Here is a 21,123-nt window from a genome sequence, read left to right as displayed (position 1 = left end):
GGGTTATCGCCCCCAGATTTCCATCGCATATTCGACAAAACTGCGCAGCTTCGGCACGCGGTAGCGATCCTGCACATACAACAGGTTCATGGGCCGGATGGGCAACTGATAGTCCGGCAGCAACGCCACCATCTGACCGTCGAGCAGGTCGCGCTGCACCAATGCGTCAGGCAGCATGACAATGCCCATGCCTGCACGGGCCGCCTGATAGAGGCCTGTCGAGGTGTTGATGACCATCGAGCCCTCCACATCCACCACCACTTCGCCTTCAGGCCCCGTCATGCGCCAGCGCCTGCCGACATCACTCCAGTCGTCGCCGGCCGGGTAAGCGAACGCCAGGCAGTTGTGTGCGCGCAGGTCCTGCGGGCAGGCCGGTGTGCCGTGGCGAGCCAGGTAGTCGGGCGCGGCGCAGATGGTGAGGGTGTAGTCCTGCAAAGGCCTGGCAATCATCGGCAAGGAATCGGGCAGAGTGCCCAGCCTGATCGCAATATCGAAACCGTTTTCGATCAGATTCAGTCGCTGATTGCTGAGCACCAGATCGAACCTGACATCAGGAAAGCGTCGGGAGTACTCGACCAGTGCCGGGGCCAGCACCTCGGAGCCGAAGGTCAGCGGTGCGGTGATGCGAAGTGTGCCTGCGGGTTCGCCCTGCGCCTGTTCGGCCAGTTGCTCGGAGGCTGCGACCAGTCCCAGCACCTCCAGACACCGCTCGTAGTAAGCCCTGCCGAACTCGGTCAGGCGCTGACGGCGAGTGGTGCGGATCAGCAGGCTGACGCCCAGGCGCTGTTCCAGCGAACGCAGGTGGTTGCCGACCATGGTGGTGGAGATCGAACACGCCTGGGCGGCGGCTGTCAGGCTGCCGCTTTCGACGACCTTTACGTACACCGTCATTGCCTGAAAAAGGTCCATTATCAATTCCAGCTTTAAAATGATTGAAGTGTTACGGGGTTTATCCAGTATAGGTGGCTAACCATACTGCAAAAACACCTTGTGCACTTATGGAGCGACACAGCATGACCACTGCCTGCCTGATGACTACCTACCAGCCGCTAGCGTTGAGTTTCAGCCACGGCCTTGGCACTCGCTTGTGGGATCAGGCCGGGCGCGAGTATCTGGATGCAGTGGCGGGCGTGGCGGTGACTAATATCGGTCACTCCCATCCGGTGCTGGTGCAGGCGATTCGTGAGCAGGCGGGTCTGTTGTTGCATACCTCCAATCTGTACAGCATTGACTGGCAGCAACGTCTGGCGCAAAGGCTGACGGGGTTGTCGGGTCTTGAACGGGTGTTCTTCAACAACTCGGGTGCCGAAGCCAACGAAACGGCGCTCAAGCTCGCGCGCCTGCACGGCTGGCATAAATACATTGAGCAGCCGCTGGTGGTGGTCATGGAAAACGCATTCCACGGCCGCACGCTTGGCACGCTGTGCGCCAGTGACGGCCCTGCGGTGCGCTTGGGGTACGGGAGCCTGCCGGGAGACTTCGTGAAGGTGCCGTTTGGTGATCTTGCAGCCTTCGACAAGGTCTGCGTCAAACATGGCCACAGGATTTGCGCCGTACTGGTCGAACCGATTCAGGGCGAGGGCGGCGCACGGGTCGCACCGCCCGGTTACCTCAAGGCCTTGCGTGAGCGCTGCACCCGGCGTGACTGGTTACTGATGCTCGATGAAATCCAGACCGGCATGGGTCGCACAGGCAAGTGGTTTGCGTTTCAGCACGAGGGCATCGTGCCTGACGTCATCACGCTGGCCAAGGGGCTGGGCAACGGCATTCCCATTGGTGCGTGCCTGGCGCGGGGTAAGGCGGCGGGGCTGTTCACGCCGGGCAGTCATGGCAGTACGTTTGGCGGCAACCCGCTGGCATGCCGCGCAGGGTGTACGGTCATCGACATCATCGAGCAGCAGGGATTGGTGGAAAATGCCCGGCAACAGGGGCAACTTTTGCTGGAGCGTCTGCAGGATGTATTGAAGGGCCACCCGCAGGTGCTGGAAATCCGGGGCAGGGGTCTGATGATGGGTATCGAGTTGCTACAGGCGATTCCCGACTTGACTCGACTGGCAGCGCTGGAGCACGGTCTGCTGATCAACGTTACCCGGGGCAAGATCATCCGCCTGTTGCCGCCGCTGGTGCTGGATGCCGTCGAGGTGGAGATGATCGTACAAGGCATCGTCGCGACGCTGGACAGCGCCACGGGCGTGTAACTGGAAAGCTCGGCCTGACAGGACCGTTTGCAGGTCAGGGCTATGCCGGGCTGTACCGTGGTGCCTCATATGCGGTAGAACAGGGGAGCATTGCGTGTGTCGACGCAATGGCTACCCCATGGATTCAAAAGGAGCGCACCATGTCAATCCGGTCCCTGACCCTCGCCACCCTGCTTGTCGCCGGCGGCCTTTTCACTGTCGGCCCCGCGTTTGCCGCCGACAGCGACAGCCCGTTGGCGCAGGAGCGTGGCAAGACTCGTCCCCTGATCATCATCGCCCCCAGCACCGTCGATCCGACGCTTGTCAGCATCAAGAAGGCGCTTGATGAACCTGCCAATCGTGAAGCCTTCGCGCAGCGCAACATGGTGCTGTTCACGGTGATCAACACCATTGGCGAACGCAATGGCAAAACCATGGATGCGCAGTCGACCATGGCCTTGATCCGCGAGCTGAAACTGGGCGCTGGCGCGAAAACCAAGGTCATTCTGGTGGGCAAGGACGGGGAGAAGAAGATCGAGAAGGAAGGGGTCGTCGATCCGAAGGAAATCTTCGCCACTATCGACCAGATGCCCATGCGCGAGCGAGAAGCCAGCGCGCCGCCGCCAGAGCCTGAACCTAAACCGGCACCAGCCGAAAAGGCCGGAAAACCGGGTAAACCCGCAGCAGGCAGCAAAACCCTGGACGATTGACCGCCGCAGTGGGGCGTGATTGCGAACGGCAAGCACGCCTGCACTGAATAACAAACGATGCGGTTACTCGCCGCGTATGTACTGCTCAAGCTGTTGAATCAGACTGGCCTGTTCATCAATGGCTTCCTTGACCAGGTCGCCGATGGAGAGCAGGCCCAGCAGTTCACCGTTTTCCACCACCGGCAGGTGGCGCAGATGGCCGTCGGTCATGATGCCCATGCAACCCTCGACACTCTGCTGCGGATCGACGGTGATTACTTTGCTGCTCATGATCGCGCTGACCGGCGTGCCGACCGAGGAGCGACCCTTGAGAATCATTTTGCGTGCATAGTCGCGTTCGCTGACCACGCCGACCACCACACCATTCTCGACCACCGGCAGGGCCCCGATGTTCTTCTCGGCCATCAGCCTGAGCGCATCGAGCACCATTTGATCCGGAGCGATGGTGTGCACTTTCTGGTTCTGCTCGGCTTTTAATTTCAACAACTGGGCGACGGTCTTCATGGCGCTCTCCGGGATGAGGATGACTCAGTGTCTGGGCACAGTACTGTCTGTTACAGAATCGTGCAGTCGGTGCAATCCGGCAAGTCGCAAAGCGACTACAAGCGGTTGAAAACCCGACAGTCAGCTTTGCGACTGGCCAGTCTGAGCCTCAACGGCCTCCAGGAATGACGGCAAGGGCATGGGCCTGTTCAGGTGATACCCCTGAGCCTCGTCGCAGGCCAGTGACTGCAGGCAGGCGAGTTGTTGCTCGGTTTCGACGCCTTCCGCGGTGATGGTCATCGACAGGCTGCGTCCCAGTTGAATGATGGCCTGGACGATCGAGAGGCTCTGGGTGTTGGTGTCGATCTCGTTGATAAAGCTGCGATCAATCTTCAGTGCATCGAACGGGAACATCTTCAGGTAGCTCAGCGACGAGTAACCGGTACCGAAGTCATCCATCGACAGCCTCACGCCCAGCGCCTTGAGTTGATTGATCAGCTTCAGGGCAGCGTGTGCGTCATGAATCATCACCCGCTCCGTCACTTCGAGTTCCAGCCGATGACTGGGCAGGCCGGTCCTGATCAATACCTGGCGCACGCGCTCCACCAGGCCCGGCGTACGGAATTCCACGGCAGAGATGTTCACCGACACGCGCAATGTATCGTCCCAGCGCGCCGCATCGCTGCAGGCCCGATGCAGCACCCAGTCGCTCAGCGCCACAATCAGCCCGTTGTCCTCGGCCAGGCCAATGAACTGATCGGGCATGCACAACCCAAGCGTGGGATGCTCCCAGCGGATCAGTGCTTCGGCACCGGATATCCTGCCGTTGCCGATGGTGTAACGTGGCTGGTAGCGCAAACTGAACTCATCGTTTTTGATGGCCACACGCAGGTTCTTTTCCATCTCGCGCAGTCGTGTGATGCGCGTGCTCATAATCTCTTCGTAAAAGCGCCACGTGTTACGGCCTTCTTTTTTCGCCTGATAAAGCGCCAGATCAGAAAACCGTATCAGATTCTGGCTATCCTCTGCGTGCTGAGGGGACAGCGCGATACCGATACTCAGGCCGATCGACACTTCCTGGTTATTGAGCGTGAAAGGCCGGCCGATGAGGGCGATCAAACGCTCGCACAGGCGCTCGATGTCCTCAATCGTCGCACGGCTTGTCGCCACCATCAGGAACTCGTCACCTCCTTGCCGGGCCAGCAGCCCGCCCGCTGGCAGGCAGCGTGATAGCCGCTCAGCGACTTCCCGAAGCACACCGTCACCCACGCTATGACCAAAGATGTCGTTTATGGGCTTGAAGCTGTCCAGGTCCAGATTCAGCATGGTGACAGCAAAACCTGGCTCATGACGGCGTTCAAACGTGCGATTCAGGAAAGCCTGCATCTGGGTACGATTGGGCAGGCCGGTCAACGCGTCGTGCTGAGACAGGTGAAACAGCCGTGTCTGGTTTTCCACTTCCTGAGTAATGTCCGAGGCAATACCCAGATACCCGACGATGCGCGAATCAAGCACGATGGGCCTGACGGCAATATTGCTGGTTCGTACTGAACCCTGGACCGAATAGTGCGTGCAACGCAGCACGGCGCGCTCATCTGAAGGGCGGTCAGTGCGAACCCAGTCCTCCAGAGACTGGGTTGGACTGGTCAGCAGTTGAGTGAGATGACGGCCTCTCCAGGGCAGCGATGCGTGACCGGTCACGCGGGTGAAACGCTCTGAAAGGTAAGTGATGCGCAGGTCCGCATCGGTTTCCCAGACCCAGTCCGAGGCACTTTCGGCCACGTTGCGAAAACGCTCTTCACTGCTGAGCAGCGCAGCCCGGCTCTGGTTGATGAGTTCGAACTGTCGATCCATCAGTTCGGCGGTCCTGATGGTTTTTCTGGAAACACGTCTGGCGACGAAGGCCAGGGTTATCAGAAACAGGATCAGAACCGGCAGCAACCCCCTCACCAGCTTCATGCCCGGCCGTTCCGGGTCCCAGCGCAACAGAAGGCCAGGGGCGATTTCCAGCGATGGAAAGCGTTTGGCATCCTGGGCATCGGACGCTTCGCGCAGACCATGCACGCCGTAGAGCCGCCCCATGGCTCCCAGTTTCTCTGGTGTCAGTGTGTAGGCCAGTACCAGCAGCGATTGAGCGGAGTCGGTCTGTTGTACCTGATCATCACCTCCGGTGGTGAGTGGCGCAGCGATCAGCAGTACCGGAACATGGTTGACCCTGCGCATCTGCGTAAAGATTTCATCGTCGTCGGCGCGCTCACGGGCGTGGGTCACGAGTTGATCCTGACCGCCGTCCAGCCAGTCTGTCAGTTGCAGCGTAGCCAGCTCGCCTTTGTCCACGGCGTAAGAGGTCTGATTCTGCCCATCGATGACAAACACCCCTTCGAACCCGAAGTCGGTGTACAGCGAGGCGCCAAGGTTGTTGCGCGTATACGCCCACTCCTGGTCGACCTTGATGTGCAGATGCTTATAGGCGTCGCCCCAGAAAGCGTTGTCCTTGAAGGTCGCTACCAGTGCCTTTTCCCGTGATTGCCAGATTTTTTCGACCAGCCGCTCGCTCTGCTGCGCTGCGCTTTGATTCAACTGCCAAGCGATATAGAACAGCGAAGCGATCATGACAGACGATAGCGCGCCCAGCAGGCCGGCCATGGTCAAAAGGGTGCGGCGGGCCAGAAACGTGTTGCCACGAACGGTACCTGGCAGGGGGGCGAGCATATCGAGCGATTTCATGACTGCTATTCCAGGGGCACTAGCGTCCATACGACAGGTTGCGAGCAGAAAGGCTTCGCTTACCCGCTGCGGGTGCGTCCACTCAGATGTGCAGTCCATGGCCACATACGTGTACCGGGTTATCGGCGCAGACAAATGCTTCTTGAACCGACGGTCATGCGCGCACGTGCAGTTATAGCCACGTAGAATCAGGCGCTTAATCGTCTGATTGAGGTTGTACCGTTGGATTTACAGCAGGGCTTCATTCTGAGCAGGCACTGGCAAGACACGCCCGCCGGGACTGAAGTCGACTTCTGGCTGGCGACCGATGACGGCCCGCGCCACATCCGCCTGCCGTGCCAGCCCTCCGTTGCGTTCATTCCCGCCGAACAGCAGGAGCGCGCCCGGTTATTACTAAGGGCCGAGCGCGGGGTGGAGTTGCGACCGCTGCAATTGAGCGATTTTCGCCATCGTCCGGTGTTGGGGGTCTACTGCCAGCAGCATCGGCAATTGATGAACATCGAAAAGCTGCTGCGCAAGGGCAACGTGGATGTCTATGAAGCCGACATTCGCCCGCCCGAACGCTACCTGATGGAGCGCTTCATCACTGCGCCTGTGCAGTTCAGCGGCACAGCGAACGCCGAAGGTGTGCTGTGCGATGCGCAGATCAGGCCCGCTGTGGCGTATCGTCCCCGGTTGAAACTGGTCTCGCTGGACATCGAAACCACGGCGCGCGGCGAGCTGTATTCGATTGCGCTTGAAGGCTGTGGTCAGCGTCAGGTGTACATGTTGGGTCCTGCCAACGGTGGCGACGAGGCCTTGGACTTTCAGCTCGACTACTGTGAAACCCGCGCGCAGCTGCTGGAGCGGTTGAACGAATGGCTGGCATTTCACGACCCCGACGCGATCATTGGCTGGAACGTGGTGCAGTTCGACCTGCGGGTGCTGCACGAGCATGCCCAACGCTTGAACATTGCGCTCAAACTGGGGCGTGGTGGCGAGACCATGGGCTGGCGCGAGCATGGCAGCCGCAATAATCATTTTTTTGCCGACATCAGCGGACGGCTGGTCATTGACGGGATCGAAGCGTTGCGTTCGGCGACCTGGAGCTTTTCGTCGTTCAGTCTGGAGAACGTCGCGCAGACCCTGCTGGGGGAAGGCAAGGCTATCAGTACGCCGTATCAGCGCATGGATGAAATCAACCGCATGTTCGCCGAGGACAAACCGGCGCTGGCGCGTTACAACATCAAGGACTGCGAGCTGGTCACGCGGATCTTCGCCAAGACTCAACTGCTGACGTTCCTGCTCGAACGCGCCACCGTCACCGGGCTGCCCGCCGATCGCAGTGGCGGCTCAGTGGCTGCGTTCTGCCATTTGTACATTCCGCTGATGCATCGCCAGGGTTTTGTCGCGCCCAATCTGGGCGAGCGCCTGCCCGAAGCCAGTCCCGGCGGTTTTGTCATGGACTCGCAGCCGGGCCTTTACGAGTCGGTGCTGGTGCTGGATTACAAGAGCCTCTACCCATCGATCATCCGCACCTTTCTCATCGACCCGGTCGGGCTTGTCGAAGGCCTGCGTCACCCGGATGACAGCACCTCGGTGCCAGGTTTTCGCGGCGCACGTTTTTCCCGAACCCGGCATAGCCTGCCTGCGATCGTGGAGCGCGTCTGGCAGGGTCGGGAAACAGCCAAGCGTGAACAGAATGCGCCGCTGTCCCAGGCATTGAAAATCATCATGAACGCGTTCTATGGCGTATTGGGTTCCAGTGGCTGTCGGTTTTTCGATCCGCGGCTGGCTTCGTCCATTACCCTGCGCGGGCATGAAATCATGCTCAAGACCCGCGAGCTGATCGAGGCGCAGGGCTACACCGTGATTTATGGCGACACTGACTCGACCTTCGTCTGGCTCGGCCGACCGCATGGCCAGGAAGAGGCGGCGGGCATCGGCAAGGCGCTGGTCCGGCAGGTCAACGACTGGTGGCGCGAGCATTTGCAGAAAACCTATGGCCTGGACAGTGCCCTTGAGCTGCAATACGAGACCCACTTCAAACGCTTTCTGATGCCCACCGTTCGCGGTGCAGAGGAGGGCAGCAAAAAACGTTACGCCGGGCTGGTCACCCGCGCTGACGGCAGCGAAGAAATGGTCTACAAGGGGCTGGAAACCGTTCGTACCGACTGGTCGCCCCTGGCCCAGCAATTTCAGCAGGAGCTGTACCTGCGGATTTTCAAGCGTCAGCCCTATCAGGATTATGTGCGCGACTATGTGCGGCGCACACTGGCGGGCGAGCTGGATGACCTGTTGATCTATCGCAAACGTCTGCGCCGCAAGCTGGACGACTACCAGCGCAACGTGCCGCCCCACGTACGCGCCGCGCGGCTTGCCGATGATTACAACGACCTGCAGGGTCGCCCGCGTCAGTACCAGAGCGGCGGCTGGATCAGCTATGTGATGACCCTGGCCGGGCCTGAACCCCTTGAAATTCGCACCGCGCCCATCGACTACGACCATTACGTGAGCCGCCAGCTTCAGCCGCTGGCCGATGCAATCCTGCCGTTCGTGGATGACGATTTCGGCACCTTGATCGGCGGGCAGCTTGGGCTGTTCTAGCCCATTTTCGTTATTTTCATGCAGGCAGGCACTGTCCTGCGCGCTTTTCATCACATAACGCTTGTAAGGATTGAGTGTGAGCAGAGAGCAACTCGAACGGCAGCAGATTGCGATCTATTTCATGGCCGTGCTCGCAGCCGTTGTCGGCGGCCTTTTCGCGCCTGTCGCCGGGCAGGCATTGGGTGTGCTGGTCACGCCTGCGATTGCCGTACTCATGTACGCCATGTTTCTGCAGATCCCGTTCCTGGATTTGCGACAGGGGCTTGGCAACAGACGCTTCCTGCTCGCGCTGCTGATCGCCAACTTCATCGTGATACCCGTACTGGTCTGGTTATTGACCCGAGGGCTGAGCGACTACCCGGCGATTTTAGTGGGGGCCTTGCTGGTGCTGCTCACACCTTGTATCGACTATGTCGTGGTCTTCACTCACCTTGGCAAGGGCGATTCCAGATTGACCCTGGCGGCCACGCCCTTACTGCTTCTGCTGCAATTGTTGTTGCTGCCGCTGTATCTGGCGTTGATGCTGGGCAGTGAGTCATCAGTGGCGATTTCCATCAGTCCCTTTGTCGAGGCGTTCGTGGTGCTGATCGCTGTGCCCCTGGTGCTTGCGGTGCTCACAGCCGCCGGGGTCAAGCGCTTCCCGGTTGTGGCGCGTTGGAACAACGTTTGGGCGTGGATGCCTGTCCCGGCGATGGCCGGTGTGCTGGTCGTGGTGATCGGTTCGCAGATCACGGCGGTGGTGAGCGGACTGGATCAGTTGCTGCCGGTCATCCCTGTCTACCTGGCTTTCATGGTGCTTGCGCCGCTGACAGGCGCGCTGGTCGCCAGGGGCTTCAGGCTGCCTGCGGCCGCTGCCAGATCGGTGGCGTTCAGCACTTCGACGCGCAACTCTTTGGTGGTCTTGCCGCTGGCGCTGGCCTTGCCCGAAGGGATCAGGCAACTGGCGGCCGCGGCCGTCATCACCCAGACGCTGATCGAACTGGTTGGTGAGCTGATCTACATTCGCGTAATTGCGGCGTTGATCCGTGACAAGAAGCAGCGCGAGGCGACGCAGTAGCGGGTGATGTGATCAACGCGGCGTCAGTTGCTCAGCCAGTCGTGGCAGCCATTGCTCGCACGACGCTTCGATTTTCATGTCCAGCAGCTCGTCGGCGCTGGTCTTGCCGTGGTTGATGGCAATGACCGGTTTACCCTGTTCGGCCATGGCCTTGCACAAACGGAAGGCTGACCAGGCCATCAGCGAGGTGCCTACCACCAGCAAGCCCTCGGCCTGTTCGGCGTTGAGCATGGCTTTTGCGGCGGTCGGCGCAGCGACGTTCTCGCCGAAGAACACCACGTCGGGCTTTAGGCGGTTGCCCTCGCAGTGCGGGCAACCTGGTACTTTGAAGCCGGCCTCGAAGGCAGGGTCCAGCAGTGTGTCGCCGTCGGGGGCCTGAATGGCATGCACGCCGAGCAGGTAGGGATTGTGTTCCAGCATCAGTTCTTGAATGGCAGCCCGATCATGACGTTGCTGGCAATCCAGGCACAGCACGCGATGCAGGCTGCCGTGCAACTCGATGACGTCATGGCTACCCGCCTGACTGTGCAGCGCGTCGACGTTCTGGGTGATCAGGCCAGTGATGGCATCATCGTTTTGCAGGTGGGCCAATGCCAGGTGCGCAGCATTGGGCTGCGCCGCACGAATTCTCGGCCAGCCCAGCATGGCGCGCGCCCAATAGCGTTGGCGCGCTGCCGGGTTATTGACGAATTCCTGATACATCATCGGCTGCTTGCCGCGCCGCACGCCTTCCTTGTCCCGGTAGTCGGGAATGCCGGACGCAGTGCTGATGCCTGCCCCTGTGATCACCAGAAACGGCCGCTCGGCCATGTGTCGTGCAAGGACATCGAGCTGTTCGCGGGCAGGGCAGTCCAGCATTTCAAACCTCGGATGGTCGGCAGATCATGGGCGGGACATTACCATCAAACGCACGGCCAGCAAGGTCAGCACGCCAGCCAGCAAACCGGACTGCAGCTTCGGGAAGCGCCGATTGGCAGAGAAAAGCCGGCCAAACGAATGCGCAAACACCCCCAGCAGCACATGAAAGATCAGTGCCAGGAAGGTCAGCCAGACGCCGAGAATCAGCAATTGCTGCGCGATTGAGCCTGCCTCCGGTTTGACGAACTGTGGCAGGAACACGATGAAGAACAGCAGCGCCTTGGGGTTGAGCAGGCTATTGAGCGTGGCGTGCCAGAACACGACCTTCATCGAAACGTCCTGTCTGGCCGTGCCTTGGGTCAGTCTGCCGTTTCGCAGCGTCTTGTAGGCCATCCACAGCAGGTAGGCGGCACCGCAGTAACGAATGATGTCGAACGAGGGCGGCCAGGCCGCCACCAGCCCTGAAACCCCGGTGGCGGTGAGCAGCGTTAGCACGCTGTCCGCCAACGCAATGCCCAGCGCCACGGCCAGGGCTCCACGCCAGCCATAGGCCATGGCGTGGCTCAGCGCAAACGCCATGTTCGGCCCGGGAGAAAGCAGCAACAGGATGATCGCTGCGCTGAAAACGGTGATGGTTTGGAGATCCGGCATCCCAGGGTTCCTTGATCGGCTTGAGGTGACTTCCTTGAGTCAACGTTAACGGAGAAGCTCGCCGACGCTGCGGTACAGCTGGTGTGCATTAATGCGTAACACCTGATTGCTCCGGCCGGACCTGCGTGGCAACCTCTGCGGCTCACTCTCGGAAAGGAATCTACACGCATGCCGTCGTTCATTTTCAAGCAGGTTGACGTTTTCAGTGATCAACCGCTGCTCGGCAACCCGTTGGCCGTGGTGCTCGGTGCGGACGGTTTGAGTGACGAGCAGATGGCAGCCTTCGCTCGCTGGACGAACCTGAGCGAAACCACGTTTGTGCTCAAACCCACCGATCCACGCGCCGATTATCGCGTGCGCATCTTTACCACGCTCGATGAGCTGCCATTCGCAGGCCATCCGACCTTGGGCAGTTGCCATGCGTGGCTGGAGAACGGGGGTGTTGCTCAAGGCGAAGAAATCGTTCAAGAGTGTGGCGTCGGCCTGATCAGGATCCGTCGCGACGGCCAGCAATTGGCATTTACCGCACCGCCATTGTTGCGTTCCGGCCCTGTGGAAACCGATCTGGTCGAACGCGTCCGTGATGGCTTCGGCCTTGATAAAGGCGCGATCCTGGAGGCGCGCTGGGCCGATAACGGTCCGGGTTGGCTGGTAGTCAGGTTGGCCAGTCGTGCCGATGTGCTTGGGTTACAGCCGGATAATGTAAAGCTTGAAGGGCTGAAGATCGGGGCGTTCGCTCCCTGGAATCCGGCAACGGAGGGTGACGAAGCCCAGTTTGAAGTGCGCGCCTTCGTGCCTGGAGACGGTATGGCCGAAGATCCGGTGACGGGCAGCCTCAACGCCGGTATTGCGCTTTGGGTACTGGAGGACGGGCTTGCGGCGGACAGTTATGTCGCCAGTCAGGGTGCTGCGATTGGCCGTAAGGGGCGGGTGCACGTCAAACGCGTAGGTGGCGACGTGTGGGTAGGCGGCGCAACGGTGACGTGCATTGACGGGCGGGTTTCGATTTGAAAAAACCTTGAACCGGCAGGTATCGGTGCGGGTGTTCGTGAAGAGGCAGGTACATCCGACAAATATTCAGGGACTGGAAGACGGTATTTGCGGACAAGTCCGCTCCCACGAGGTCTCGAACGGCGTCTAACCCATTGATGAAACTGGGTGAGCTGGCCCCTTCGCGGACAAGGCCCACTGACTGAAACCGGTTTTCAATCCGTGGGAGTGGACTTGTCCACGAAGACTGACTTTCAGGCGCAAAATTTCGACTGAATGTACCAACCCCTTCGCGGACAAGTCCCACTGACTGAAACCGGTTTTCAATCCGTGAGAGTGGACTTGTCCACGAAGACTGACTTTCAGGCGCAATATTTCGACTGAATGTACCAACCCCTTCGCGGGCAAACCGAGCGCCGCCCGGTCCGCTCCCACGACTGGTGTTCAATCCCGATGTGCAATCTTCTTGCCGCGTCGGGCGGCAATGTCGTTGGCCTGACCGTCGCGCTGTTTGCCGGTTCGGGCCTGGGTGATCAGCGCCGGAATCAGAGGACCCTCTGGCAGATTCTTCCAGAAACGTGAGGGAAAGTGACCCTCCATGACCTTGGGATTGAGCCTTGCCGGGTTGAAGATGTGGCTGTAATAGGTCAGCCACAGTTCGCCATGCGGGTCATCGACCTGTCGCGCCATCGTCTTCCAGGCTTCAGGGCAGCGGCGCTCGTGAATCAGTTGTTTGCCATCGTAGTAAACCCCGTCCTGCGGTGTTGCGATCATCCAGCGGTGCTGACCCATGCGGCCAATGAAGTGTTCACTGGCGCTGTGCAGGATGTCGTGTGCCGGTTCATGCCAGGCCACGTACTCCGGTCGCATCAGTTGATCCTCCTGCTCAGGCGCAGGCAGCGCCACGAAGCGCAGAAAGGCATGCAGGTGATGTGCTTCTCGGCTGATGGACTTGAGTCGCCGATGCAATTCACTGCCCAGCTTGTCGCCCGCCATCATTGCCGTGCGGTCGCCGTGACTGACGCGCCATAAAACCTCATACAGCAGGCTCCAGCGTTGTTCGCCACGATAGCGTGAGGCGCTTTCCAGCAGGTGCAGCAGCTCAAGCGGAACGCGCGCCTGAAAAGGGCCTTGCTGGCTCGGACACTCTTCGTCGCTGCCAAACAGGTCCGCGGCATCGGGCGACTTCCAGCTGACACGGCTGGGGTCTATTCCATGACTCAACAGCCATCGCGCCTGCTGCCGCCAGGTGTCGAACAGGTCATCGCAATCCAGGCAGATCATCCCCACAACCCCATCTGCTGGGGCTGCGGCCGATCACGCAACTGATGATGCAGGAGCTCGCTGGTGGTCTCTGCCTGAGGCGGGTGGTAGTCACTGGTGATGATGAATGGCTTGGCCTTGGCCAGCACACAGCGCATGCGGGTCAGGTCTTCATAGCGGATGCGCCGTTGCCGACGCAGCTCCACGAGTCGCTGTGTCGTGCGAATGCCAATACCGGGTACGCGTGCGATCAGCGCCGGGTCGGCGTTGTTGAGATCCAGCGGGAACACTTGTCGGTTGCCCAGCGCCCAGGCCAGTTTCGGGTCTATATCCAGCGCCAGATCACCCGGGCCATTAAGCAATTCGCCCGCTGTAAAACCATAGCCGCGCAGCAGAAAGTCCGCCTGATACAACCGGTGCTCACGCATCAACGGCGGAGCGGCCAACGGCACACTGTTCGGGCTGTTGGGAATCGGGCTGAACGCCGAGTAATAGACCCGGCGCAGTTTGAAGTTGCTGTACAGCGATTGGGCACTGTGCAGGATGGTGCTGTCGTCCGTCGCATCGGCACCCACGATCATCTGCGTGCTCTGCCCGGCAGGTGCGAACTTCGGCGCGCGCGGTTCGTTACGCACGGTCTGCTCGCCGGTATAGATCGTCTGCATGGAACGCTTGATCGAGGCGACGTCCTTTTCCGGTGCGAGCGTCTGCAGGCTCAGGTCGGTCGGCAGCTCGATATTCACGCTCAGACGATCGGCGTAGCGACCGGCCTGGGCGATCAGTGCGGGATCGGCGTCGGGAATGGTCTTGAGGTGGATGTAACCCCTGAATTCGTGAACTTCGCGCAGCAGGCGGGCGACCTCGACCAGTTGTTCCATGGTGTAGTCCGCCGAACGAATGATGCCGGAGCTGAGGAACAGCCCACTGACGCAATTGCGGCGATAGAAGTCCAGCGTCAGGGTGACCACTTCCTCAGGGGTGAAGCGGGCGCGGGGCACATCACTGGAGCGGCGATTGACGCAGTATTGGCAGTCGTACAGGCAGAAGTTGGTGAGCAGAATCTTCAGCAGCGAAACACAACGCCCGTCAGGCGTGTAGCTGTGGCAAATACCCATGCCATTGGTGGAGCCGAGGCCGGATTTATCCTGCGAACTGCGTTTGGGTGCTCCGCTGCTCGCGCATGACGCATCGTACTTGGCGGCGTCCGCCAGAATGCTGAGCTTGTCGATGAGCTGCATGGAATACCTCTTTACTGTTTGCATGTACAGTATCGGGTTGCAGGTCAACTCTCAAGTCACTGGACAGCAAGCAGACCGAAGGTCGATCTGAATCTGACCCATGATGGCAAATGTAAATGTTATTTTATAACGATTGCGTCGAGGGCTATGTAATACTGTAACGAATAGTTTCAGGTTGATTTTTTGTGAAGACATCCCAGCCTCCTTCAATCGCACGCTCGGTTCTGGCCCAGTCAGCCTGGAAACGGATCGTGTTCTGCCTGTTCGTGCTCGCCTTGCTGTGGCTGGCCATCGCCTGGTCGGTGGACATTCCGTGAGCGCCACCATTGCGCTGGAAAACCTCACGGTCGCCTATGAGCGCCGTCCTGCCGTGCATCACATCAGCGGGCGGTTCGAAGCCGGGAGTCTGACCGCCATTGTCGGCCCCAATGGTGCAGGCAAATCCACTTTGATCAAGGCCATTGCCGGGACCATGAAACCTGCGCAGGGCCGTGTTGATCGTGGGCGTCTGGCGACCCGTACCATTGGCTATCTGCCCCAAGCCGCCGAAATCGACCGTAGTTTTCCGCTTAGCGTTGCCGACACGGTGGCTATGGGTGCCTGGCACAGCATCGGGCCGTTTCGCAGTCTGACGCGCAAGCATGCCGACCTCACTCGGCAGGCGCTGCTGACGGTCGGGCTGGAAGGTTTCGAAGCGCGCAGCATCGGCTCGTTGTCGTCCGGGCAGTTCCAGCGGGTGCTGTTTGCGCGGCTGCTGCTTCAGGATGCGTCGGTGATTCTGCTCGACGAGCCGTTCACCGCCATCGATGCGCGCACCACCCGCGATCTGCTGGAGCTGGTGCGTGTCTGGCACGGCCAGGGGCGGACCGTGATCGCGGTACTTCATGACATTGATCAGGTGCGTCAGCATTTTCCGCAGACCTTGTTGATGGCCCGCGAAGCCATCGCCTGGGGCGAGACCTGCGAGGTGCTGAGCGTCGCCAACCTGCGCAAGGCGCGCAACATGGCGGAGTACTGGAGCGTCGATGAATCAATGTGCGACGCCGGGGAGGAGCGGTCATGATGCTCTACACCCTCATCATTGAGCCCTTCGTCGAATTTGGCTTCATGCGCCGCGCGCTGGTGGCCTGTCTTGCGCTGGGCATTGGCTCCGGTCCGGTCGGCGTGTTGCTGATGCTGCGGCGCATGAGCCTGGTGGGTGATGCCATGAGCCACGCAGTGCTGCCGGGCGCCGCTGTCGGTTTCATGGTGGCGGGCCTTTCACTGCCTGCCATGGGCTTTGGCGGTCTGATCGCGGGGCTGGCGGTGGCTTTGCTGTCTGGTCTGGTCAGCCGACTCACGGCTCTGCGCGAAGACGCCAGTTTTGCCAGCTTCTACCTGACCTCCCTGGCGGCCGGCGTGTTGATCGTTTCGCTGCATGGCTCAAGCGTCGACCTGCTGCACGTGCTGTTTGGCACCATCCTGGCCATCGACAGCGCCTCTATCTATATGGTCGGCGGTATCGCTTCGTTCACCTTGATACTGCTGGCTGTGATCTATCGGCCGCTGGTGCTCGAATGCTTCGATCCGGGTTTTCTGCGTGCCGTCGGTGGACGCGGCTCGCTTTATCACGTGCTTTTTCTGTTGCTGGTGGTGTTGAACCTGGTGGCGGGTTTTCAGGCGCTGGGCACCTTGATGGCCGTCGGCATGATGATGCTGCCAGCGACGGCGGCGCGTTTCTGGGCCAGTTCATTGAGCGCGCTGATGCTGATCTCGACCCTGCTGGCCACCCTGGCGGGCCTGATCGGCTTGATCGTGTCCTACCACTTCGGCGTCGCCTCGGGGCCAGCCATTGTTCTGACCGCCAGTGCGTTCTACGTGTTTTCCCTGCTGTTCGGGCGTACGGGCATCCTGCGCCGACTGTTTCCCAAACCTCACCTGGCTCACTGAAAAAGGTATGTCATGAAACGATTGATGTTATTGAGTTCAATGGCTGCGCTGGCGTTGTCGGCCTTTGCATCCATCGCCCAGGCCAAGCCGCTTGAAGCGGTCGCGTCCTTTACCGTGATCGCCGACATGGTCAGCACCGTGGGCGGGGATCGGGTGCATGTCAAATCGCTGATTGGCCCCAACGGCGATCCGCACGTCTACGAGCCCACGCCGACTGATGCACAGGCGCTGAGGAACGCAGACCTCACCTTCGTCAGCGGCCTGCATCTGGAAGGCTGGATGGACCGCCTTATCAAGGCATCGGGCTACAAAGGCCAGCCGGTGGTGCTGTCCAATGGCATCAAGACCCGCAGCATGGACGAGGATGGCAAGCGTATTACCGATCCCCATGCGTGGAACAGCGCCGCCAATGGCGTGATCTACGTGCGTAATATCGTGACCGCGCTCAAGAAGGCCGACCCTGACGGCGCAAGTGTTTACCAGACCAACGGTGACCGCTACATCGCTCAGTTGCAGACGCTGGATCAGTACGCTCGCGACCAGATCAAGGCGATTCCAAAGGCCAACCGCAAGATCCTCACCTCGCATGATGCGTTCGGCTATTTCGGCGATGCCTACGGCGTAACTTTCCTGTCGCCGCTTGGTTTTTCCACTGAGTCGGAAGCCTCGGCGGCAGACGTTTCGAAACTGATTCGTCAGATCAAGGCCGAGCATGTCAGCGCCTACTTCTTCGAGAACTCGGGTGACCCGCGTCTGGTCAAGCAGATTGCCGAAGCCAGTGGTGCCCAGCCTGGTGGTGAATTGTACGTCGAGGCTTTGTCGCCATCCGACGGCCCGGCTGCGACCTACGCGCAGATGTTTCGCTACAACGTGGACACCCTGGTGGCCGCGATGAAGAACCATCAATAATCACCGTCAATCCTGAGCGGGGTGTAGCGGGTCGATGAAACCCAGTCGCCATACGCCTCGCTCGCGTTCAGGTAATCTGCAACCTGTCCGCGACCGTTTACCCTTGCGTCGTCAGGCGCTGTGTTACGCGCGATGTCGTCCTGTACGTCGCCTGCAAGCGCAATCATCCAGAACGCGTTGAACCCTTCAGTCGTAATGCCTCCGCTTTTGCCCGTGTCTATACAGTCGTCGAGCGACAACCATTCAAGCACGGCGTTGTAATGTCCGACGAGGGTGTAGAGCGGCAGAGGCTGTTGCAGTGTCGCCCGGTCGGCGAACACCAGGCCAGACAAATAGTGGGGAAGGGCGGGTAAGCGAAAAGGGTCAATCCGAGCAGACATGTCGTCATCCTCTATGTTGGGAGGGTGGGGGAATGTCGTACTCCTTTACTGCGCGACCCACAGATCATAACGCGCAACCCTTGATAGACAAGGGCTGCGCGACCGGCTGCCTCAGTTGTTGACGAATTTGAAGACGGTGGTCTGGGTGTAGGCCTTGCCTGGATCGAGTCGAGTGCTCGGGAATTTCGGCTGATTAGGCGCGTCCGGGTAGTGCTGGGTTTCCAGTGTGAACGCGCCCCAGTGCGGGTACACCTTGCCACCCTTGCCATGAATGCTGCCATCCAGGAAGTTGCCGGTGTAGAGCTGTACGCCGGGTTCGGTGGTGAACAATTGCAGTGTGCGGCCCGACTGTGGATCGGTGACTTCAGCGGCCAGCTTCTTCACGTCACCCTTGGTGTCGAGGACCCAGTTGAAGTCAAAGCCGCCTTGCTTGGGTTCGGCGTACTTGAGTTGCTGATTGTCTTCCTTGATGTGCCGACCAAAGGCAGTGGGCTTGAGGAAGTCCATGGGCGTGCCCTTGACGGCAGGCAGTTCGCCAGTCGGGATCAGCTTGTCGTTGACCGGCGTGTAGTGCGAGGCGTGCAACGTGGCGACCTGCTTGAGAATATCGCCGCTGCCTGCGCCCGCCAGATTGAAGTAGCTGTGGTTGGTCAGGTTCAGCACAGTGGGTTTATCCGTGGTTGCACGGTAGTCGATCTTCAGCTCGTTTTTCTCGTTAAGGCTGTAGGTGACTTCGGTGGTCAGCGTGCCGGGAAAGCCCATCTCGCCGTCCGGGGAGACATAGGTCAGTTTCACGCCGACCGACTCACCGGTCTTCGCCTCCTCAGCTTTCCAGAGTCGTTTGTCGAAACCCTGATTGCCGCCGTGCAGCGCGTTGGTCTTGTCGTTGAGCGGCACCTGATAGGTCTTGCCGTCCAGCGTAAATTTGCCGCCTGCCAGCCGATTGCCGAACCGACCGATGGTGGCGCCGAAGTACACCGTGCCGTTGTTCTGGTAGCCCTGCACATCGTCGAAGCCCAGCACGATGTCTTCCACCTTGCCCGCTTTATCCGGGACCAGCAGCGATTGCAAGGTGGCGCCGTAGGTAATGATGCTGGCTTGAACGCCGTGGCTGTTGCGCAGGGTGTACTTCTCGACGGCCGTGCCATCAGGCAGTTGCCCGAAGTTGCTGTGTTCGCTGGAAAGCGTCGCGGCGTGCGCGGTCAACGTGCTGATCATGAGAGACAGTCCAAGGGTGCTGAGAAGAGCATGCTTTTTCATCTGTTCTACCCGCTTTTATTTTTATTGGTAAGACTATTTGATCGGCTTTTTATCCGATGGAAGGATTTATAGCCCAAAAAATGCTGCTTGAAAAATTAATTGTAATACTATTTAGTAATGCAGGCGTTCCGTTTGCCCGGCTGACGACCATCAGTCAGTTTGACAGTCATTGGTATGATGATTACCTTCGATCGCTTGAATCGCCATGCAGGGCATCGGGATATGAGCAGTAATTTCCACGCATCGACGGTGGACTGGCTGGGTGCCTGGATTGCGGCCGGCAATGTGTTGCCGGGGCAGACGCTGAAAGTGGAAGCCGCGCTGTGCGAAGAGCTGGGTGTCAGCCGCACGGTGCTGCGTGAGGCGATAAAGACGTTGGTGGCCAAAGGGCTGCTGGAGGTCGGACCCAAAGTCGGGACGCGCGTGTTGCCGTTGCGGTCGTGGAACCTTTTCGACCCGCAGGTCGTTGGTTGGCTGGCGCGCAAGGGGCTACCTGAAGCGTTCGTCAAGGATCTGCTGGATCTGCGCAGGACCATCGAGCCGATGGCAGTGCGTTGGGCATGCGAACGGGCTTCGGCACAACAGATTCAAGAGATTCGGGAAGCGTATCGTTTGCTTGAGGCTTCGGTGACGGACAAGGGTGATTACAACCTGGCGGATCGGCATTTTCATGAAGCGGTGCTGGCGGCCAGTCATAACCGGTTCATCGAACAGATGCTGCCGGCCCTGGGGGCGTTACTGGCTGTATCGTTCGAAGTGACGTCGGGTATGCCGGGCCAGTTGGGCAAGACCCTGCCGTTGCACAGGGAGTTGGCCGAGGCCATCGCCACTCGCGATGCGGGCCGTGGGGTGTGGGCCTGCATGAGTCTGATTGAGCAGGCGGCGGAGGTGATCGACACCTACTTTGCGCGACAGAAAGGCACCTCTGACGGCGCGTCGTGAACGCCAGAAATACTGTTGCGATGATTGCATCACACTGAAAAGTACCTTTTACAACAATAACAAAGGACATTTTCATGAACTGGTTGCCCGTCTCCGAGCACCGATTCAAGCTGGGCGAAGGCTCCTTCTGGGACGTCGAACAGCAGGCCCTTTACTGGGTTGATATCGCAGGCTTCCTGGCCTGCAGGCTCGTCAATGGCGAGTATCGGCAGTGGCGAATGCCCGAGCCGGTGTCCGCCTTCATACCGACCGCGCAGGGCGATGCGCTGGTCACGCTGGCCAGCGGCGTCTATCGCCTTGATCTGAACGCCATCAAAACTTCCCTCTCGCTGTTCTGTGTCGCGGATCCGGTGTCCGGCAACCGCGCCAATGAATCGCGCTGCGATACGCAGGGCCGTCTGTGGCTGGGCAGCATGCAGAACAATATCGATGCTCAGGGCGGCGATGTTGCGCTGGTTCGCCGTTCGGGCGGGCTGTTTCGTGTCGATCCCGATGCGAGCGTCACGCGGCTGCTCGACGGGCAGGGCATCGTCAACACCTTGTTGTGGAATGCCTCGGGAGACGTGCTGTACAGCGCTGACACCCTGGATGAAGTCATCTATCAGTACCCGATTTTGCCAGACGGCACCCTTGGCCCGCGTCAGGTCTGGGCTGCCGGGCAGTCGCGCGGCTCTCCCGATGGCTCGGCGATGGATGCCGAGGGTTATGTCTGGAATGCGCGTTGGGGCGGGGGTTGTCTGATCCGTTTTGCACCTGACGGCAGTGTTGATCAAGAGATCGACCTGCCGGTGAGCCATCCCACCAGTTGCGTGTTCGGTGGTCCGGACCTGAAGACGTTGTACGTGACCAGCGCTATGCCTGCCGACGCTGAGGGTGAGTTCGACGGCGCAGTTTTAATGGCCGAGGTCGGCATTGAAGGTCAGAAATGCAGCCGTTTTGCAGGTTGATTTCGGACGTCTGGCG

Annotated in this window: 20 protein-coding genes; 11 read left to right on the top strand and 9 right to left on the bottom strand. The window is 59.9% G+C overall.

Annotation, left to right across the window (positions count from 1 at the left end; all coding sequences use genetic code 11):
- Nucleotides 1-3 precede the first annotated feature (3 nt).
- A complete protein-coding gene (locus H8S56_RS02810; protein WP_187517802.1) occupies nt 4-909 on the bottom strand; it encodes a LysR family transcriptional regulator in 906 nt (301 codons plus the stop codon).
- A gap of 104 nt (nt 910-1,013) precedes the next feature.
- On the opposite strand from H8S56_RS02810, the gene H8S56_RS02805 reads away from it, so the two are divergent.
- Nucleotides 1,014-2,198, top strand: coding sequence for an aspartate aminotransferase family protein (locus H8S56_RS02805; protein ID WP_187517801.1), 1,185 nt, complete (start codon nt 1,014-1,016; stop codon nt 2,196-2,198).
- 140 nt (nt 2,199-2,338) lie between these two features.
- Complete coding sequence (locus tag H8S56_RS02800; RefSeq protein WP_024685698.1) at nt 2,339-2,887, top strand: DUF4174 domain-containing protein; 549 nt, start codon at nt 2,339-2,341, stop codon at nt 2,885-2,887.
- A gap of 63 nt (nt 2,888-2,950) precedes the next feature.
- On the opposite strand, the gene H8S56_RS02795 is transcribed toward H8S56_RS02800, so the two are convergent.
- Nucleotides 2,951-3,391, bottom strand: coding sequence for a CBS domain-containing protein (locus H8S56_RS02795; protein ID WP_024685699.1), 441 nt, complete (start codon nt 3,389-3,391; stop codon nt 2,951-2,953).
- A 120-nt stretch (nt 3,392-3,511) separates the two neighbouring features.
- Nucleotides 3,512-6,097 carry a bifunctional diguanylate cyclase/phosphodiesterase gene (locus tag H8S56_RS02790; protein ID WP_187517800.1) on the bottom strand — a complete coding sequence of 862 codons (2,586 nt, stop codon included), beginning with the start codon at nt 6,095-6,097 and terminating at the stop codon, nt 3,512-3,514.
- Between the two features lie 222 nt (nt 6,098-6,319).
- Here H8S56_RS02790 and H8S56_RS02785 point away from each other — a divergent pair, with 222 nt between their 5' ends.
- Nucleotides 6,320-8,683, top strand: a complete 2,364-nt coding sequence (locus H8S56_RS02785; protein ID WP_024695157.1) for a DNA polymerase II — start codon at nt 6,320-6,322, stop codon at nt 8,681-8,683.
- 76 nt (nt 8,684-8,759) lie between these two features.
- Nucleotides 8,760-9,740 (top strand): arsenic resistance protein, encoded by a 981-nt coding sequence (locus tag H8S56_RS02780; RefSeq protein ID WP_187517799.1) that lies wholly within the window; start codon nt 8,760-8,762, stop codon nt 9,738-9,740.
- Nucleotides 9,741-9,752: 12 nt separating this feature from the next.
- On the opposite strand, the gene H8S56_RS02775 is transcribed toward H8S56_RS02780, so the two are convergent.
- The gene (locus tag H8S56_RS02775) at nt 9,753-10,598 is read right to left on the bottom strand and encodes an NAD-dependent protein deacetylase (RefSeq protein ID WP_187517798.1); all 846 of its coding nucleotides are present in this window, start codon (nt 10,596-10,598) and stop codon (nt 9,753-9,755) included.
- Nucleotides 10,599-10,622: 24 nt separating this feature from the next.
- On the bottom strand, nt 10,623-11,249 hold the full coding sequence (locus tag H8S56_RS02770) for a LysE family translocator (RefSeq protein ID WP_187517797.1): 627 nt from the start codon (nt 11,247-11,249) through the stop codon (nt 10,623-10,625).
- A gap of 168 nt (nt 11,250-11,417) precedes the next feature.
- On the opposite strand from H8S56_RS02770, the gene H8S56_RS02765 reads away from it, so the two are divergent.
- Entirely contained in the window at nt 11,418-12,260 is an 843-nt protein-coding gene (locus H8S56_RS02765; RefSeq protein ID WP_024695154.1) for a PhzF family phenazine biosynthesis protein, read from the top strand.
- Nucleotides 12,261-12,683: 423 nt separating this feature from the next.
- On the opposite strand, the gene H8S56_RS02760 is transcribed toward H8S56_RS02765, so the two are convergent.
- Nucleotides 12,684-13,523 (bottom strand): TIGR03915 family putative DNA repair protein, encoded by an 840-nt coding sequence (locus H8S56_RS02760; RefSeq protein WP_187517796.1) that lies wholly within the window; start codon nt 13,521-13,523, stop codon nt 12,684-12,686.
- On the bottom strand, nt 13,520-14,740 hold the full coding sequence (locus H8S56_RS02755) for a putative DNA modification/repair radical SAM protein (RefSeq protein ID WP_024687275.1): 1,221 nt from the start codon (nt 14,738-14,740) through the stop codon (nt 13,520-13,522). The genes H8S56_RS02760 and H8S56_RS02755 overlap by 4 nt, the downstream gene beginning before the upstream one ends.
- A 185-nt stretch (nt 14,741-14,925) precedes the next feature.
- Here H8S56_RS02755 and H8S56_RS24620 point away from each other — a divergent pair, with 185 nt between their 5' ends.
- Genes H8S56_RS24620 through H8S56_RS02740 form a run of 4 tightly spaced genes read left to right on the top strand, consistent with a single transcriptional unit; the run spans nt 14,926 to nt 17,578 of the window.
- Nucleotides 14,926-15,057: a hypothetical protein gene (locus H8S56_RS24620; protein ID WP_268744492.1), complete on the top strand. Its 132-nt coding sequence runs from the start codon at nt 14,926-14,928 to the stop codon at nt 15,055-15,057.
- Nucleotides 15,054-15,803: a zinc ABC transporter ATP-binding protein AztA gene (gene aztA, locus H8S56_RS02750; protein ID WP_024687276.1), complete on the top strand. Its 750-nt coding sequence runs from the start codon at nt 15,054-15,056 to the stop codon at nt 15,801-15,803. The genes H8S56_RS24620 and aztA overlap by 4 nt, the downstream gene beginning before the upstream one ends.
- Entirely contained in the window at nt 15,800-16,669 is an 870-nt protein-coding gene (locus tag H8S56_RS02745; RefSeq protein ID WP_024687277.1) for a metal ABC transporter permease, read from the top strand. The genes aztA and H8S56_RS02745 overlap by 4 nt, the downstream gene beginning before the upstream one ends.
- Before the next feature lie 12 nt (nt 16,670-16,681).
- Entirely contained in the window at nt 16,682-17,578 is an 897-nt protein-coding gene (locus H8S56_RS02740; protein ID WP_187517795.1) for a metal ABC transporter substrate-binding protein, read from the top strand.
- Here the strand turns inward: H8S56_RS02740 and H8S56_RS02735 are convergent.
- Nucleotides 17,572-17,958, bottom strand: coding sequence for a hypothetical protein (locus H8S56_RS02735; protein ID WP_187517794.1), 387 nt, complete (start codon nt 17,956-17,958; stop codon nt 17,572-17,574). The two genes, H8S56_RS02740 and H8S56_RS02735, sit on opposite strands and share 7 nt — an antisense overlap.
- A gap of 111 nt (nt 17,959-18,069) precedes the next feature.
- Nucleotides 18,070-19,218 (bottom strand): aldose epimerase family protein, encoded by a 1,149-nt coding sequence (locus H8S56_RS02730; protein WP_024687280.1) that lies wholly within the window; start codon nt 19,216-19,218, stop codon nt 18,070-18,072.
- A gap of 222 nt (nt 19,219-19,440) precedes the next feature.
- Between H8S56_RS02730 and H8S56_RS02725 the strand changes: the two genes are divergently transcribed.
- Nucleotides 19,441-20,160, top strand: a complete 720-nt coding sequence (locus tag H8S56_RS02725) for a FadR/GntR family transcriptional regulator (RefSeq protein ID WP_024687281.1) — start codon at nt 19,441-19,443, stop codon at nt 20,158-20,160.
- Nucleotides 20,161-20,234: 74 nt separating this feature from the next.
- Nucleotides 20,235-21,107, top strand: a complete 873-nt coding sequence (locus H8S56_RS02720; protein WP_187517793.1) for an SMP-30/gluconolactonase/LRE family protein — start codon at nt 20,235-20,237, stop codon at nt 21,105-21,107.
- Nucleotides 21,108-21,123 lie beyond the last annotated feature (16 nt).

Source organism: Pseudomonas triticifolii, assembly GCF_014358015.1.
GTDB classification, from domain to species: domain Bacteria; phylum Pseudomonadota; class Gammaproteobacteria; order Pseudomonadales; family Pseudomonadaceae; genus Aquipseudomonas; species Aquipseudomonas triticifolii.
This window is presented reverse-complemented; position numbering and strand designations above follow the sequence as displayed.